This window comes from Pseudomonas chlororaphis subsp. aurantiaca, from assembly GCF_013466605.1.
Lineage (GTDB): Bacteria > Pseudomonadota > Gammaproteobacteria > Pseudomonadales > Pseudomonadaceae > Aquipseudomonas > Aquipseudomonas chlororaphis_I.
Genome location: NZ_CP059162.1, coordinates 5,215,186 through 5,231,257 on the forward strand (window position 1 = coordinate 5,215,186; position 16,072 = coordinate 5,231,257).

Consider the following 16,072-nt stretch of genomic DNA (forward strand, 5'->3'; position numbering starts at 1 on the left):
TGCGGACTACGACACTGATCTCCCCCTTTCAGGAGAGCCCTCGATGAACCTGTATTTCTCGCCCAACGCCTGCTCGCTGGCCCCGCATATCGTGCTGCGCGAACTGGCCCTGCCGTTCAACCTGGTGCGGGTCGACAACCGCAACAAGACCACGGCCGACGGCGCCGACTTCCTGGCGATCAATCCCAAGGGGTATGTGGCGGCGCTGGAACGGGACGACGGCCAGGTGCTGACCGAAGGGCCGGCGATCCTGCAGTACCTGGCCGACCTCAAGCCGCAAGCGGGCCTGGCGCCGGCCCACGGCAGCTGGCAACGGGTACGGCTGCAGGAGATGCTCAACTTCGTCTCCAGCGAGATCCATGGCGGCCTCGGCTGGCTGTTCAACCCTGAGTTTCCCGAAGCGACCCAGGCGCTGATCCGGCAAAAACTGTTCAAGCGCCTGGCGCTGCTGGACCGCACGCTGCAGCAGAGCTACCTGCTGGGTGAATCCTTCGGCGTCGCCGACGCCTACCTGTTCACCGTGCTGCGCTGGACCGCCGGCTTTGCCATCGACCTGGAACAGTGGCCGGCGCTGGCACGCTTCCAGGCCCGCGTCGCCCAGCGCGAAGCGGTGCAAGCGGCGCTGGCGGCCGAAGCGGCGTAAGGATCGAAGCAGAGATGCCGTAGCAACTCTGCCTTATCCCGTTCGCAGCAATCCCGATAGGATCGACTCAGGACAGGGGCTGGCCGGGGAGCGAACCTTCGGCGTCTTGCTGCTCTGTGCAACGAGAAGGGGAAAACTTGCAGATCGATGAGTTATTTACTTAGAAGCAAAAACAAGGAAGCCCGCGGGGCGGGCTTCGCAGAGGATCAATGACCGAAAATATTGTGCTCGGTCTTCTTGGCTTTCTTGTCCGCACGCTTTTCATCGGCGGTCCGGCTGGGTTTTTTCTTCGCCGTCTTCTTGGCATTCATACCTTTGGACATGATGCACACTCCATTCGCAGGGGATCGTTCATCAGGTATACACCTATCCCGAGCGCTCCGTACTTTTATAATCCACCGCCCCGGCCCACCTGCGAAATCCCATGCCCGACACCGAATACCTGCTGCTTGCCGACACCCTGCGACCACTGCTGAACAAGTTCTATCGCGCCCACAATTCGCCGATGCGAGCCGCCAGCGAAGGGCAATCCTGGGTGGCGAAACGGGGAGCGATCATTGCCGGGCTGAGCCTTACGCCCATAACCCAGGGCCACTGGCTGACCGGGCTGTTCGTCGACCCGGCCCATCGCGGCCAGGGCATTGCCGCGACGCTGGTCGAACGGGCACGCGCGCAGTTGCCTGGGCCGCTGTGGCTGTTCTGTCATCCGGAGCTGCAAGCCCTGTACGAACGCATGGGCTTTGCCACGGCCCCCGCCCTGCCCCAGGCCCTGGCGGATCGCCTGGAGCGTTATCGCAGGAGCAAGAGCCTGATCGCCATGGGCATGGATCCCTGCGCGAAGGATGCCGCCCCTGGAAGGTATCAAGCACAGCCGCTACCTGAGCACCGCTGATGGGGTGAAGCTGGCGGCAGAAGTACCTGGCGATCGGTGAGTTGGAGTGGGTGATGCTGCGCTTCGTCAAGCCGGCGAAATAACCGCGCGGATCGCAGCCTGCGGGCAGGCTGCGATCCTCATCCTTCAATCGTCGGCGTGGGGATCGAGGTCGGGGAACATCACCTCGGTAAAACCGAACTTGCTGAAGTCGCTGATCCGCGACGGGTACAGGCGGCCGATCAGGTGGTCGCATTCGTGCTGCACCACCCGCGCATGGAAACCCGAGGCGATCCGCACGATCGGCTCGCCCTTGGGGTCGACGCCTTCGTAGCGAATGTGCTGATAGCGCTCGACCGCGCCACGCAACCCCGGCACCGACAGGCAGCCTTCCCAGCCCTCTTCCAGCACCGGGCTCAAGGGTGTGATCAGCGGGTTGATCAGGATGGTCTGCGGCACGGCCTCGGCTTGCGGGTAACGCTCGCTGTGCTCGAAACCGAAGATCACCAGTTGCAGGTCGACGCCGATCTGCGGCGCGGCCAGGCCGACCCCGCCGACGCTTTCCATGGTCTGGAACATGTCGTCGATCAGTTGCCACAGCTCGGGGCTGTCGAACATCTCGGGCGGCACCGGTGGCGCGATGCGCAGCAGGCGCTCGTCGCCCATTTTGAGGATTTCACGGATCATGATCAGACTTCGTCAGTGGTCGGCTTGAGCGAGTGGTCCCGGCCCAGTCCCGATACGTGTTGTTTGGGTTCGTCGTGCTCGCCGGGAACCCTTTCTCCAGGGTTCTTGCCGTCGGACGACATGTGCTCGATCGCCGCATTCATCTCGGCCCCCAGCAACAGCACCGCCGAAGAAATATAGAAGTACAGCAGCAGGACGATGATCGCCCCGATACTGCCATACATGGCGTTGTAGTTGGCAAAGGTCTTCACGTAGAACGCGAAGCCCAACGAGGCGATGATCCATACCACCACCGCCAGCACCGAGCCCGGGGTGATGAAGCGGAACTCCTGCTTCACGTCGGGCATCACGTAGTAGATCAGCGCCACGGCGACCATCATCAGGATCACGATCACCGGCCAGCGCAGGATGGTCCAGACGGTGACGATGAAGTCTTCCAGGCCGACCTGCGCGGCGATCCAGCCCATCACCTGCGGCCCCAGCACCATCAAGGCCGCGGCCACCAGGAGCATGCCGGCGATGCCGATGGTGTAGAAAATCGACAGCGGAAAACGTTTCCACAACGGGCGCTTCTCGACCACGTCATAAGCGGCGTTCATCGCGCTCATCATCAGCCGCACGCCGGCCGAGGCGGTATACAGGGCAATCACGATACCCACCGACAGCAGGCCGCCCTTGGACTGCTGCAACTGGTCGATCACCGGGTTGACCTGCTCCAGCGCCTGGGGTGGCAACACCAGTTCCGATTGCAGGCGCAACCAGGAGAAGAAGTCCGGCAAGTGCAGGAAACCGATCAAGGCGATCAGGAACAGAATGAAGGGGAATAACGAAAACAGCATCTGATAGGCCAGTGCCGAGGCGTAGGTCGACATTTCATCGTCGATGAACTCAGTGATCGTGCGCACCAGCACACGATGCAAGGGCAGGCCTTTCAAATTCGGCAAGAACATAGCGTCTCCTTTCGCCGCAAGCATTCAGGGTAGGTGGCGACTCAGGGGCCGTTTTGTACAACAAACTAGCCTAGTTTGGCGATTTTGAACCGTTTCGTCTCATTTTGGTGCCATGGCCGATGTAAAAACGGCCATCCGCGGATGGCCGTCGTGGTGCAGTGCGAGCCGGCGGATCAGGCCTTGTCGATGGTCTTTTTCACCGCATCCTTGGCCTTGCCGAGGGCTTGCTGCGCTTCACCTTTCTTTTCCTGAATCTTGCCTTCGGTTTCCAACCGATCGTTATCAGTCGCTTTGCCGACACCTTGCTTGATATTGCCAACGGCCTCGTTGGCCAGGCCTTTTGCCTTGTCCGCTGTGCTGCCCATGGTATTTCTCCGTAGAACAATCGAGGGTTTGGAGGTCTTGCCATGGGTTGACCCGAGGCCGTCGCGCGGAGTTTCAATTATTTTCAGCGGGGCATTTCATCGCCTTATTTGCCCGCCGCACGCAGGTTGCGCTTTATGTTTGGCGACCAACCCACGAGAATGCGCAACGTATTCAGACGCTGCGCTGAAGATCCAATCCCGTAGGAATGTTATGAAACTCGATAAAAAGCTGGCCATCGCCCGCCGGAACCAGGAACTGGGCGGTGCGGTGCTGGGCGTCAACAACTGCCACTTTGCGGAATTGAGCCGCAGCCGGAATATCTGGTGGTTCGATCTGCCGGTCAGCCGCCTGGCCATCGGGCAGTACGAATGGGTCCACCTGCTGCTGTACACCCCGAGCACCGACCAGTTGCTGCACCTGAAGGTGCCGACTGTGTTCCTGCGGGAAAAGCTCGAAGGCCTGGTGGTCCGCAACGCCGGCAAGCGCAAGGCGGCCCTGAGCCTGGAGCTGAGCGCCGACAAGGACTCCTTCCTCAAGGACGTACGCCCCGCCGGCACCGGCGTGAACTTCGCGCAGTTCCAGCAGTGATCCACCTGTAGCCGCCGCCGCAGGCTGCGCAAGGTCCGCAGGACCTCCTGCGCCGGCAAGTACAGCGCCCTCTGCGAGGTCGATCGCAGCCTTCGGCAGCGGCTACACAAACACCCAACAAAAAGCCCCGCGGATGCGGGGCTTTTTGTTTGCCTGGCGTTTTACTTCTTCACGCCCAGCTTCTTCAGCTCTTCGTCGCGCAGTTCGCGACGCAGGATCTTGCCGACGTTGGTGGTCGGCAGCGCATCACGGAACTCGACGGCCTTGGGCACCTTGTAGCCGGTGACGTTGGCGCGCATGTGCTCCATCACCTGCTCCTTGGTCAGGGTCACGCCCGGCTTGGCGACGATGAAGATCTTGATCGACTCGCCCGACTTCTCGTCCGGCACGCCGATCGCCGCGCACTGCAACACGCCCGGCAATGTCGCCAGCACGTCCTCCAGCTCGTTCGGATACACGTTGAAGCCGGAGACCAGGATCATGTCTTTCTTGCGATCGACAATGCGGATATAGCCATCCGGCTGGATCAGCGCGATATCGCCGGTCTTCAGCCAGCCGTCGCTCATCACTTCATCGGTGGCGTCCTGGCGCTGCCAGTAACCCTTCATCACCTGCGGGCCCTTGACGCACAGCTCGCCGATTTCGCCCAGCGGCAGTTCGACACCGGCATCATCGACGATCCGGCACAGGGTCGACGGCACCGGGATGCCGATGGTGCCCATCTGGATATTCTGGCCCGGGTTGACGGTGGCCACCGGGCTGGTCTCGGTCATGCCGTAACCTTCGCAGATCGGGCAGCCGGTCACGTCCTTCCACCGCTCGGCCGCCGCCAGTTGCAGCGCCATGCCGCCGGACAGGGTGACTTTCAGCGCCGAGAAATCCAGCTTGCGGAAAGCTTCGTTGTTGCACAGGGCGACGAACAGGGTGTTGAGGCCGACGAAGCCGCTGAACTTCCACTTCGACAGCTCCTTGACCATCGCCGGCAGGTCGCGCGGGTTGCTGATCAGGATGTTGTGGTTGCCGCTCAGCATCATCGCCATGCAATGAAAGGTGAAGGCATAGATGTGGTACAGCGGCAGCGGGGTGATCAGGATCTCGCAACCCTCATTGAGGTTGGAGGCCATCAGCGCCCGGCACTGCAACATGTTCGCCACCAGGTTGCGGTGGGTCAGCATCGCGCCCTTGGCCACGCCGGTGGTGCCGCCGGTGTATTGCAGCACGGCCACATCACTGCTGGCCGGGTTGGCGTCCTTGACCGGCTGGCCGTGGCCCTGGCTCAGCACGTCGTTGAACTTGACGGCCTTGGGCAGGTGATAGGCCGGCACCATCTTCTTCACGTACTTGATGACGCTGTTGATCAGCAGGCGCTTGAGCGGTGGCAGCAGGTCCGCCACTTCGGTGACGATCACATGCTTGACGCTGGTTTTAGGCACTACGGCTTCGGCCAGGTGCGCCATGTTGGCCAGGCACACCAGGGCCTTGGCGCCGGAGTCGTTGAACTGGTGTTCCATTTCCCGCGCGGTGTACAGCGGGTTGGTGTTGACCACGATCAGGCCGGCGCGGATGGCACCGAATACTGCGACCGGGTACTGCAGGACGTTGGGCAGTTGCACGGCGATTCGATCGCCGGGTTGCAAATCGGTATGCTGTTGCAGGTATGCGGCAAAAGCACCGGACAGTTCGTACAGCTCACCGTAGGTGAGTGTCTTGCCGAGGTTGCTAAAGGCCGGTTTGTTGGCAAAACGTTGGCAGGACTGCTTCAACACCGCCTGAATATTCGGATACTCGTCTGGATTGATATCGGCAGCAATCCCAGCTGGGTACTTATCCTTCCAAAAGTCTTCGATCATGGAAGCCCACTCCTCAGCAACGCGAATTCGTCAGCGCATTTGATGCGATTATTATTTGTGTGTGTTTTTTATTGATGTCTATTGTTGGTGAGTCTGGCTGTCTACATAGGCCGAGAAGTCACAAAGCGCGCCGAGAGTAGCAGCTTTGCCAAAGGCCGCCTAGAGCCAAAATCGGCCTAAACAGTCACTTCTGTGACTCAAGAACATTTAATGGTCATTTTTAGAGTAAAAATTCTACACACCCATGCAAGGCTCTGGAACGGGCTTTTGCGCCCTTCAAAAGCATCGCGAGCAAGCCTCGCTCCTACAGAAACCCTGGGTTCCGGTAAAAGCGAGGCTTGCTCGCGATAGTCGCGCCCTGGCGCGGGACAGTTACATCCGGTGAAACATCAGGCGATGTCGCGCAACTCCCGACGCAAGATCTTGCCTACTGGCGTCATCGGCAACGACTCACGCAACACGATGTGTTTCGGTACCTTGTAACCGGTGAAGTTTTCCTTGCAGTAAGCCTTCAGCTCTTCGAGGCTGACCCCCGACTCGCGGGCCACCACGAACAGCTTCACCGCCTCCCCCGAACGCTCGTCCGGCACGCCGATCACCGCGCAGTTGGCGACTTTCGGATGGGCCATCACCACGTCCTCGATTTCGTTGGGGTACACGTTGAAACCCGAGACGATGATCATGTCCTTCTTGCGATCGACGATGCGCACGAAGCCATCCGGATCGATCACCGCGATATCGCCGGACTTGAACCAGCCCTCGGCATCCAGCACCTCCTCGGTGGCCTCCGGCTTCTGCCAGTAGCCCTTCATGATCTGTGGTCCCTTGATGCACAGCTCGCCGCGCTCGCCCAGCGGCTGCTCGACGCCCTGGTCATCGATGACCTTGAGGGTCGTGCCCGGCACCGGCAGTCCCACCGTGCCCAGGCGCGACTGATCGCCGTAAGGGTTGGTGCAGGCCACGGGCGAGGTTTCGGTCAGGCCGTAGCCTTCGGTGATGCGGCAACCGGTCAACTGCGCCCAGCGCTCGGCGGTGGCCTTGACCAGCGCCGTGCCCCCGGAGTTGGTGAGCTTGAGATTGGAGAAGTCGAGGGTCTTGAACTCGGGATGATCCATCAGCGCCATGAACAGCGTGTTCAGCCCCAGCAGCGCCGAGAAGCGCCACTTCTTCAACTCCTTGATGAAACCGCCGATGTCCCGCGGGTTGGTGATCAGCACGTTGTGGTTGCCGGTGACCATCATGCACATGCAGTTCGCGGTGAAGGCATAGATGTGGTACAGCGGCAGCGGCGCGATCATCACCTCCTGGCCTTCGCGCAGCAGCGGATGACCGTCCGGCCCCAGTTGCCCGAGGCAGGCACGGGCCTGCTGCATGTTGGCCACCAGGTTGCCGTGGGTCAGCATCGCGCCCTTGGCCAGCCCCGTGGTGCCGCCGGTGTATTGCAGCACGGCGACGTCGTCCAGGCGCGCGTTCAAAGGCTTGATCGGCTGGCCACGGCCCAGGCGCAGCGCACTCTTGAAGGAAACGGCCTGGGGCAAGCGATAGGCCGGCACCATCTTCTTGACCTTGTCGACCAGGGTATTGACCAGCCAGCCCTTGGCGGACGGCATCAGGTCGCCCATCTTCGCCTCGATCAGGAACTGGATGTCGGTATCGGGCAGCACTTCCTCGACCTTCTGCCCGAACAGGTTCATGTACACCAGGGCCCGCGCCCCGGAATCCTTGAACTGGTGGCGCATTTCCCGGGTGGTGTACAGCGGGTTGGTGTTGACCACGATCAACCCGGCGCGCAAGGCGCCGAACACCGCGATCGGGTAATGCAGGACGTTGGGCATCTGCACCGCGATACGATCGCCCGGCACCAGGTCGGTGCTGCTCTGCAGATAACCGGCAAAGGCCGCGCTGTAGCGCTCCAGCTCGGCGTAGGTCAGGGTCACGCCCATGTTGCTGAAGGCCGGGCGGTCGGCGAATTTCTTGCAGGAACGCTCAAACACCTCGATCACCGACTTATAGGCACCCAGGTCGATATCGACGGGCACTCCGGCCGGGCGTTTGTCATTCCAGAAATCAGGCTGCATTGTTCTTGTCCTCTTTAACCTGAGCTGTCCGGGCCGCTTCTCTGACGCTACGAAAGGCGGGGCTCTGCGGACGTTAGCAGCTATGGCGAATAGGGCAAATACGGGCGACGGCGTCATTGACAACGTGAATCTTGCCGCCATGGCGCGAGCAGATCGGACGGGGCCGCGACGATGAGCTATACAATGCAACGACCCCGTGCAAAGGAATCGCCATGATCCACCACTCTTTCTGGCTGACCGCGAGCGACCACAGCCAGCTCTACGTCAACCAGTGGCTCCCGGCGGCCCCGCTCAAGGCCGTGATCCTGCTGGCCCACGGCATGGCCGAGCACAGCGGGCGCTATGCCAGGCTGGCAGAGGCGCTGTGCAATGAAGGCTACGGCGTCTATGCGCTGGACCTGCGCGGCCACGGCAAGACCGCCGAGCACGGGGTACTCGGGCACTTCGCCGACGACGACGGCTGGTGCAAGGTGGTCGGCGACCTGGCCAGCCTCAACCAGCACATCGGCCAGCAGCACCCGGGAACCCCGATCGTGCTGCTGGGCCACAGCATGGGTAGCTACATTGCCCAGGCCTACCTGCTGCACCACAGCGCCAGCCTGGACGGTGCGATCCTCAGCGGCTCGAACTTCCAGCCGGTGGCGCTGTACCGCGCCGCCCGCCAGATCGCCCGCTTCGAACGCTGGCGCCAGGGCGCCCTGGGCCGCAGCGCACTGATCGAATGGCTGTCCTTCGGCTCGTTCAACAAAGCCTTCAAGCCCAACCGCACGCCCTTCGACTGGCTCAGCCGCGACCCCGACGAAGTCGACAAATACGCCCAGGACCCGCTCTGCGGCTTTCGCTGCAGCAACCAACTGTGGATCGACCTGCTGGGCGGCCTGCAGCAAATCAGCAAGGCCTCCAACCTGGCCCAGATCGATCCGGGCCTGCCATTGCTGATACTGGGCGGAGAATGTGATCCGGTGAGCAATGGCATACGTCTGAAGGATCTGGCCGGTGCTCTGCGCGAGGCCGGCAGCCAGTGCCTGCAGCTCAATATCTACCCGCAGGCGCGGCACGAATTGTTCAATGAAAGCAACCGCGACGAAGTGACGGCCGATGTACTGGCCTGGCTCGACCAGGCCCTGCAACATCGCCGACCGCCGAAGACTGAATGACCCTGTTTCCAATCAATACGCCAATCAACGCTCAGCACAGGACTTGAGAGAGATGACCCAGGTTACCAACACCCCGTACGAAGCCCTCGAAGTCGGCCAGACCGCCAGCTACAGCAAGCACGTGGAAGAGCGTGACATCCAGCTGTTCGCCGCCATGTCCGGCGACCACAACCCGGTGCACCTGGACGCCGAATTCGCCGCCGCCAGCATGTTCAAGGAGCGTATCGCCCACGGCATGTTCAGCGGTGCGCTGATCAGCGCCGCGGTGGCCTGCGAGCTGCCTGGGCCGGGTACCATCTATATCGGCCAGAAGATGAGCTTCCAGAAGCCGGTGAAGATCGGCGACACCCTGACCGTGCGTCTGGAAATCCTCGAAAAACTGCCGAAGTTCCGCGTGCGTATCGCCACCCGCGTGTTCAACCAGCGCGATGAGCTGGTGGTGGACGGCGAAGCCGAAATCCTCGCCCCGCGCAAACAACAGACCGTCACCCTGCCGACCTTGCCGGCTATCAATATCGGCTAAGCCGCCCCCCTAACCTGTAGCCGCTGGCGTAGCCTGCGGATCGTTTGGGCGGTACTCCGACGCAGCGATCGTAAAATCAGCCAATGCGTTTACCCGGGCAGATCCGGGACTCGGGGCTAGCGGTTGCTGCGTCCGAGTGCCGCTCAACCGATCGCTGTCTCGCAGGCTCGGCAGCGGCTACAGGCGGGATTAGCGACTCCCCTCCTCCACCTGCACGCTCGCCGTCATCCCGGCGCTCAGGTTGACGCCTTCGGGCACCTTGTCGAGCCTGATGCGCACTGGAATCCGCTGCGCCAGGCGCACCCAGTTGAACGTCGGCTCCACCTCGGCCAGCAGTTGCCCGTCCGGCGTTGCGTTGCGGTCGGTGATGCCGCGGCTGATGCTTTCCACATGCCCCTGCAAGGCTTCCCCAGCGCTCATCAGCCACACCTTGACCGGGTCGCCGACCTTGATCCGCGGCAATTTGGTTTCCTCGAAATAGGCCTGCACGTAGAAGGTCGAATCGTCGATCAGCGCCATCACCGATTGCCCGGCATTCACATAGTTGCCTTCGGCCAGGCGCAGGTTGGTGATGTGCCCGCTACGCGGCGCGCGGACCTGGCTGCGCGCCAGGTTGAGTTCGGCGACCTTGGCGTCGGCCTGGGCCTGGCGCAGCTCGCCACGGGCCACACCGGCATTGATCTGCGCGTTCTCCCGCAGCTCGGCACTGATGGCCTGCGGGCCGAGGCTGGCTCGGCGGCTGGCTTCGCGCTCCTTCAGGTTGAGTTGCTGCTGGCGGGTCTGCACCACCGCCTGGGCCTTCTCCAGCGCCGCCTCGAAGCGATCGCGGTCGATACTCAGCAACAAGTCGCCGGCCTTCACCGCCTGGTTGTCATGGGCCTTGAGCTCACGCACCCAGCCCGAGACGTCGGGGGCGACTATCACCACGTCGGCGCGAATCCGCGCGTCCCGGGTCCAGGGCGTGAGCATGTAGTACTGCCACAGGTGAAAGCCAGCAAACAGCGCCGCCGCCACCAGGCACAGGGTAAAAGCGATACGTACGGAAGCACGCATGAACAACTCCTTATAAAGGTCCGAGTACGACAGTGACCAACGTCAGGACACAGACGTACAAGGCCACATCGAACAGTGCTTCGTGCCAGATCCAGCGTCCCAGCGGCGTTGCGCGCAACAGCATGCGCAACGCCCCGGTCAACACCAGTGCCAGCACCACATAAATCAGAAACGGGCTGAGCAATACTCCGCCCAGCGACCACTCACGCAGCCCCATGGTTTTCCTCCTGCTGCCGGCACCAGGTGCGCCAGCTCTTCTGCAATTGCACCACCGCGCCCTGGGCCAGCTTCAACGCATCGCTGGGCGGTTGGCTGCCCAGGGATTCGAGCATGGCGGTGCTGGCGTCGGCCAGCGCATCGCCGCGACCGGCCCCCGGCCCGCGCTCCAGTACCTGCTCCAGATACTCGAAATAGCGTCGCTGCGAGGCATCCGCGGGCACCTGGGCCACCGCCAGGCTCAACCGCAGGTGCATCAGTTCGTCGCCGATATCCAGGCCCAGCAGGCCATCGTCCCAGCGGCTGCGCGCCTGCTCCGGCAATTCCGGGTAATGCCGCGCCAGTTGCAGCAGGCGATCGGCCATGCGCCCGCCGAACCAGCTTTCCGCGCCGCGCAGGTTGCGCCGGGTCAAGCGCACCAGATCCTGCAGGGTCGCCGCCAGCAGGCGCCGCCCGTGCCAGGCCGGGTTGCGCAGGATCAGCAGGTGAAACGCCAGCACCGCGGCGCCTACGCCGAGCACCATCGCCTGGGCGCTGTTGAAGAAGTTCGCGACGTCGAACGTCATCTGATTCTGAGGCGAAATCAGCACCACGAAGTGCAGGCAGAACGAGGTGGCCGTGGCGCCGATCTGGGGTTTGGCCATGCCTAGCGCGCCGAAAAACAGCGGTACGCCCATGGCCATCGCCAGCAGGGCAAAACTACTCCACTGCGGCAGCAGGATCTGCCCGACCACGAAGGCCACCGGAATCGCCAGGAAGATGCCGCGCATGAAACTCATGCCGATCTGCGCACCGTTTTCCCGACTGGCGAACAGGCCGCACACCACGCAGGTCAGCAGCATCGCCCCCGAGGCCGCCGGCCAGGCGGTGGCCAGCCAGAAACAGGCCACGGTGAGAAAGGCCAGGGCACTGCGCGCGCCAAACAGCAACGCCAGCGACAGATCGCGATGGGGGCTCAGGGTCGCCGGCTGCTCGACCGACGCCTTGCCCTCCTCCACCGCCTGCAGCGCCGCGCCGGCGGCCAGGGCGGTATCCAGCAGCAGGGTGAAACGGGCCAGGCAATAGCTTTGCGCCGAACTGATGGCCGAGCCATGGGAAGCGTCCAGCAACTGCGGCCGCAACGCCTGCAAGGTCGGCTTGTCCATGGCCGCCAGGGCCTGCTGCACCTGGTCCATCCATGGTGCCAGTTGGTCCGCTTCGGCCTGGTCCAATTGTTTCCATTGCCGGCGCACCGAACGGGAAATCCGCAGCAACATCAGCAGCTTCTGGCTCAGGCCGCTGATCGCCCGTGCCCGCTGCCGACCCGACGGACCTTCGAACCAGGCATGTTCGCGCTGCGAGTCCACGGCGACGATGCGCCCGAGGATTTCCAGCAACCCCTTGCGCGCCAGGGCATCGCCGGCCAGGGTCGCCCGCGCCGCCTGCATGCCGCTTTGCCAGGCGCTACGCGCCTGGGCGGTCAACTGCCGCTCGACCCGCATCGGCCAGAGCAAGGCACTGCTGGCGGTGGCGCAGATAATGCCCAGGGAAATTTCCGTACAACGCGCCACGGCCTGATCGAATATCGACAACGGGTGAGAGATCGCCGGCAAGGCAATGATCGCCACGGTGTAGCCGGCCAGCACGAACGAATAGGACCAGGCGCTGCGCAGCAAGGTCGAACTGGCGGTGCACAGCCCCAGCCACAGCGCCAGGGCCAGCAGGAACAGCCAGGGCGTCTGGGCGAACAGCCCCATGAACAGCACCGACATGCAGGTGCCCACCAACGTCCCCACCAACCGTGCCATGCCTTTTTGCAGGACCATCCCGGACAGCGGCTGGGCGACGATGATCGCCGTCATCAGGGCCCAGGAAGGCTGCTGCAACCCCCAGCGCATGGCCAGCCACAACGCCAGGCCGGCGCCGAGCACGGTCTTGATCGCGAACTGCACGGCCGGGAGATTGGGGGCAAACAGCGCCTGCAAAGTGATACGCACGGAAAGAACCCTGGGAAGGACAAAACAACGATAGATGCACTGAAACGAGAAATGACGCTCGCAAATTATTAGCTAGCTAACTATCAGTCGTCCAGTATTAATTTTCAGGCACAAAAAAAACGCCAGACAGGCTGGCGTTTTTGACAGGTTTGACCCGTTATGAACGGGCGCGGGCCTGGTTGCGCAAGGCTTTGACCTGATCGTGGTTGCGCTGTACGCCATGGTACTGGCGCTCCACCAGGTCACGGATGCCGACCAGATTGTGTTTGCTGATTTTCTCCAGCGCGTTTTTGTAGGCTTTCAGCGCATGGTCTTCACCGCGCTCGGCCTCGTTGAGCACCGCTTCTTCATCCTTGCCGGTCAGCAGCGACTTGAGGTCGACCCAACGGCGGTGCAGGTCACCGCTGACGCTGGTGGAGGTTTCCGGATCGCCGCCCAACGAACGCACGCTGGCCTGCAATTCGGCCGCGGCGGTGGCGCAATCGGCGGAGCGCTTGACGAACAGCGCTTTCAGCTCAGGATGCTTGATGTCTTCTGCGCAGGTCTTGAACCCCTCCTGACCGTCCTTACTGGTTTCGATCAGGTCGTTGAGGATCGAAATCGCTTCTTTGTTGATGTCAGTCATTTTCTATTCCTTCCAGGTTGAGGGAGTTGTGATAGGTGTTGCACCCTGCGTGCCAGTCCTGGAATGAAAATTTTTCCATTATTTTCAAAAAGTTAACTTTTTTACCGCTTTCTGTATCCGCGTTATTTGCATGATCTGTCATTTGGCCTGCATGCAGAATGCCTGTATTTTCCAAGGTGTTCGTCACCTCAACAGACAACCGCCATGAATCCCGAAAAACTTGAACTTCTGGTCACCCGCGAAATGCCCTACGGCAAGTACAAGGGCCGCATCCTCGCCGACCTGCCCGGTCCCTACCTGAACTGGTTCGCCCGCGAAGGTTTCCCCCACGGCGAGCTGGGCGGCCTGTTGGCATTGATGCAGGAAATCGATCACAACGGCCTTTCCGATCTACTGGACCCACTGCGCGCCAAACACGGCAAACCCAAACCCCGTCATTAAGAAGCCCGCCATGCCAAGCAATGCCCAACTCGCCCGCGACGAAGACTATTGGCTGGCCATTGCCCAGCGCTATGACGTCGAACCCGGGCCGATCAACCTGGAAAACGGCTATTTCGGGCGCATGAGCCGCGCCGTGGTCGAGGAATACCAGCGCCAGATCGACTTCGTGAACCGCAGCAACTCGGTGCATGTGCGCCAGCATTTCGAACAGATCGGCAATCTGCAGATTCGACAGCAATTGGCCGAACTGCTCGGCGTCGACCGCCAGGCCATCGCCCTCACCCGCAGCGCTTCGGAGGCGCTGCAATCGCTGATCCGCAACTACAACCGCCTGCAGCCGGGCGACCAGGTGCTGTTCAGCGACCTGGAATACGACAGCGTCAAGGGCGCCATGCGCTGGCTGGCGCGTCATCGGGGGGTCGAGGTCATCGAGATCGAGCACGCCCACCCGGCGAGCTTCGACAGCCTGCTGGCCAGCTATCGCGAAGCCTTCGAGCGCTACCCACGGCTGAAGCTGATGGCCCTGACGCATGTCACGCATCGCAGCGGGCTGGTGCTGCCGGTCCAGGCCATTGCCCTGGATGCCCGCGAACGGGGAATCGACGTCATCCTCGACGGCGCCCACGCCCTGGCCCAGGTCGATTTCGAGCTCAGCGAACTCGACGTGGCGTTCGCCGGCTATAACCTGCAGAAATGGATGGGCGCGCCGCTGAGCCTGGGTTTTGTCTATATCGACCCGCAACGCCTGGCCGATATCGACCCGGACATGGGCGAGCAACGTTATGCCCTGGACGATATCCGCTCACGGGCGCCCTATGGCACGCCGAACATTCCGGCCTGGCTGACCTTGCCCCAGGTGTTCGAGGAGCACCGCAGCATGGGCGGTTCGGCCCTCAAGGGCGCGCGCCTGAATTACCTGCGCGACCTGTGGGTGAGCCAGGTGCGCGACCTGCCCGGCATTGAAGTCATGACCCCGGACGATCCACGGCTGTATTGCGGCATCACCTCGTTTCGCTTCACCCGCCAACCGGACCAGCAGGCGATGGCCGAACGGCTGCTCAAGGAATACAACCTGTTCACCGTGGCGCGCAGCGGTTCGCGTTGCGGGCCCTGTATCCGCGTGACTCCGGGCTTTACCACGCCAAGCGGGGATATCCAGTTGCTGGTCGAGGCATTGACTGAACTGGCGGCCCAGTAACCTGTAGCGGCCATTCAGATCGCGTTGCCCGCCCCGGCGTCATCGCGCGCAAGCTGCGCTCCTACAGAAGAGCGCGCGTCGCCAGGCAGCTTTTCTCCAGGCAAAAAAAAACGGTGCACCGACCAAGCGCACCGTAAAGCCGTAGAACACACCAACGAATCTTTGAAAAAAGCAGGAAACCTGTCAGTCCAGCAGCGCCAGGGCCTCGGCCGTGCACTCCTGGATCCGCGCCCAGTCGCCGTTCTTGATCCACTCGGGATCGAGCATCCAGCTACCGCCGACGCACATCACGTTCTTCAATGCCATGTAGCTCTTGATATTGGCCGGGCCGACACCGCCGGTCGGGCAGAATTTCACCTCGCCGAACGGGCCACCCAGGGCCTTGATCGCGGCCACGCCGCCACTGACTTCCGCCGGGAACAGCTTGAAGCGGCGATAGCCCAGGCTGTAACCCTCCATGATCCCGGAGGCATTGCTGATCCCCGGCAACAGCGGGATCGGGCTGGCGACGCTGGCTTCCAGCAGGTCGCGGGTAATGCCCGGGGTGACGATGAACTGCGAACCGGCGGCTTCGGCGGCGGCCAGCATCTGCCGATCGAGCACGGTACCGGCGCCGGTCACCAGCTCCGGACGCTGCTCGCGCAGGATCTGGATGGCCTTGAGGCCGAACTGCGAACGCAGGGTCACTTCCAGCGCGGTCAGGCCACCGGCGGCCAGGGCGTCGGCCAGCGGCAGCACGTCCTGTTCGCGGGCGATGGTGATCACCGGCAGAATCCGCGCCTTGGCGCAGAGGCTGTCGATCAGGGCAACTTTGTCCGCCATGGAAACGGTCGGTTGTGGGTTTGTCATA

At 62.3% G+C, this 16,072-nt stretch carries 18 protein-coding genes; 7 read left to right on the plus strand and 11 right to left on the minus strand.

Annotation, left to right across the window (positions count from 1 at the left end; translation table 11 throughout):
- The first annotated feature begins 43 nt into the window (after positions 1-43).
- Positions 44-643: a glutathione transferase GstA gene (gene gstA, locus H0I86_RS23720; protein WP_180922396.1), complete on the plus strand. Its 600-nt coding sequence runs from the start codon at positions 44-46 to the stop codon at positions 641-643.
- Positions 644-1,067: 424 nt separating this feature from the next.
- A complete protein-coding gene (locus tag H0I86_RS23725) occupies positions 1,068-1,535 on the plus strand; it encodes a GNAT family N-acetyltransferase (RefSeq protein ID WP_180922397.1) in 468 nt (155 codons plus the stop codon).
- 126 nt (positions 1,536-1,661) lie between these two features.
- Here the strand turns inward: H0I86_RS23725 and def are convergent, their stop codons facing one another.
- The 3 genes from def to H0I86_RS23740 form a co-directional block, all read right to left on the minus strand.
- A complete protein-coding gene (gene def, locus H0I86_RS23730; RefSeq protein ID WP_009050388.1) occupies positions 1,662-2,201 on the minus strand; it encodes a peptide deformylase in 540 nt (179 codons plus the stop codon).
- A 2-nt stretch (positions 2,202-2,203) separates the two neighbouring features.
- Complete coding sequence (locus H0I86_RS23735) at positions 2,204-3,151, minus strand: YihY/virulence factor BrkB family protein (RefSeq protein ID WP_180922398.1); 948 nt, start codon at positions 3,149-3,151, stop codon at positions 2,204-2,206.
- Between the two features lie 173 nt (positions 3,152-3,324).
- The gene (locus H0I86_RS23740; RefSeq protein ID WP_124321947.1) at positions 3,325-3,516 is read right to left on the minus strand and encodes a CsbD family protein; all 192 of its coding nucleotides are present in this window, start codon (positions 3,514-3,516) and stop codon (positions 3,325-3,327) included.
- 211 nt (positions 3,517-3,727) lie between these two features.
- On the opposite strand from H0I86_RS23740, the gene H0I86_RS23745 reads away from it, so the two are divergent.
- Positions 3,728-4,105 carry a hypothetical protein gene (locus H0I86_RS23745; RefSeq protein WP_023966765.1) on the plus strand — a complete coding sequence of 126 codons (378 nt, stop codon included), beginning with the start codon at positions 3,728-3,730 and terminating at the stop codon, positions 4,103-4,105.
- A gap of 161 nt (positions 4,106-4,266) precedes the next feature.
- Here the strand turns inward: H0I86_RS23745 and fadD1 are convergent, their stop codons facing one another.
- Positions 4,267-5,955, minus strand: a complete 1,689-nt coding sequence (gene fadD1, locus H0I86_RS23750) for a long-chain-fatty-acid--CoA ligase FadD1 (protein ID WP_180922399.1) — start codon at positions 5,953-5,955, stop codon at positions 4,267-4,269.
- A gap of 389 nt (positions 5,956-6,344) precedes the next feature.
- Entirely contained in the window at positions 6,345-8,033 is a 1,689-nt protein-coding gene (gene fadD2, locus H0I86_RS23755) for a long-chain-fatty-acid--CoA ligase FadD2 (RefSeq protein ID WP_180922400.1), read from the minus strand.
- A gap of 212 nt (positions 8,034-8,245) precedes the next feature.
- Here fadD2 and H0I86_RS23760 point away from each other — a divergent pair, with 212 nt between their 5' ends.
- Together H0I86_RS23760 and H0I86_RS23765 are read left to right on the plus strand one after the other, a co-directional pair.
- On the plus strand, positions 8,246-9,190 hold the full coding sequence (locus H0I86_RS23760) for an alpha/beta hydrolase (RefSeq protein WP_180922401.1): 945 nt from the start codon (positions 8,246-8,248) through the stop codon (positions 9,188-9,190).
- 52 nt (positions 9,191-9,242) lie between these two features.
- Positions 9,243-9,713 carry a MaoC family dehydratase gene (locus H0I86_RS23765; protein ID WP_009050394.1) on the plus strand — a complete coding sequence of 157 codons (471 nt, stop codon included), beginning with the start codon at positions 9,243-9,245 and terminating at the stop codon, positions 9,711-9,713.
- A gap of 189 nt (positions 9,714-9,902) precedes the next feature.
- Here the strand turns inward: H0I86_RS23765 and H0I86_RS23770 are convergent, their stop codons facing one another.
- From H0I86_RS23770 to H0I86_RS23790, 5 genes are all read right to left on the minus strand, one after another.
- The gene (locus H0I86_RS23770; protein WP_016703861.1) at positions 9,903-10,766 is read right to left on the minus strand and encodes an efflux RND transporter periplasmic adaptor subunit; all 864 of its coding nucleotides are present in this window, start codon (positions 10,764-10,766) and stop codon (positions 9,903-9,905) included.
- Between the two features lie 10 nt (positions 10,767-10,776).
- A complete protein-coding gene (locus H0I86_RS23775; protein WP_023966774.1) occupies positions 10,777-10,983 on the minus strand; it encodes a DUF1656 domain-containing protein in 207 nt (68 codons plus the stop codon).
- Positions 10,970-12,958 (minus strand): FUSC family protein, encoded by a 1,989-nt coding sequence (locus tag H0I86_RS23780; protein ID WP_180922402.1) that lies wholly within the window; start codon positions 12,956-12,958, stop codon positions 10,970-10,972. Before H0I86_RS23780 ends, H0I86_RS23775 begins: the two co-directional genes overlap by 14 nt.
- A gap of 157 nt (positions 12,959-13,115) precedes the next feature.
- Positions 13,116-13,583 carry a PA2169 family four-helix-bundle protein gene (locus H0I86_RS23785; protein WP_180922403.1) on the minus strand — a complete coding sequence of 156 codons (468 nt, stop codon included), beginning with the start codon at positions 13,581-13,583 and terminating at the stop codon, positions 13,116-13,118.
- Positions 13,576-13,782, minus strand: a complete 207-nt coding sequence (locus tag H0I86_RS23790) for a hypothetical protein (protein ID WP_180922404.1) — start codon at positions 13,780-13,782, stop codon at positions 13,576-13,578. Before H0I86_RS23790 ends, H0I86_RS23785 begins: the two co-directional genes overlap by 8 nt.
- Before the next feature lie 5 nt (positions 13,783-13,787).
- On the opposite strand from H0I86_RS23790, the gene H0I86_RS23795 reads away from it, so the two are divergent.
- On the plus strand, positions 13,788-14,024 hold the full coding sequence (locus tag H0I86_RS23795; protein ID WP_007925076.1) for a DUF3820 family protein: 237 nt from the start codon (positions 13,788-13,790) through the stop codon (positions 14,022-14,024).
- A gap of 10 nt (positions 14,025-14,034) precedes the next feature.
- The gene (locus H0I86_RS23800; RefSeq protein ID WP_180922405.1) at positions 14,035-15,222 is read left to right on the plus strand and encodes an aminotransferase class V-fold PLP-dependent enzyme; all 1,188 of its coding nucleotides are present in this window, start codon (positions 14,035-14,037) and stop codon (positions 15,220-15,222) included.
- Positions 15,223-15,405: 183 nt separating this feature from the next.
- Here H0I86_RS23800 and H0I86_RS23805 read toward each other — a convergent pair whose 3' ends face one another.
- Positions 15,406-16,071 (minus strand): bifunctional 4-hydroxy-2-oxoglutarate aldolase/2-dehydro-3-deoxy-phosphogluconate aldolase, encoded by a 666-nt coding sequence (locus H0I86_RS23805; protein WP_023966782.1) that lies wholly within the window; start codon positions 16,069-16,071, stop codon positions 15,406-15,408.
- Position 16,072 lies beyond the last annotated feature (1 nt).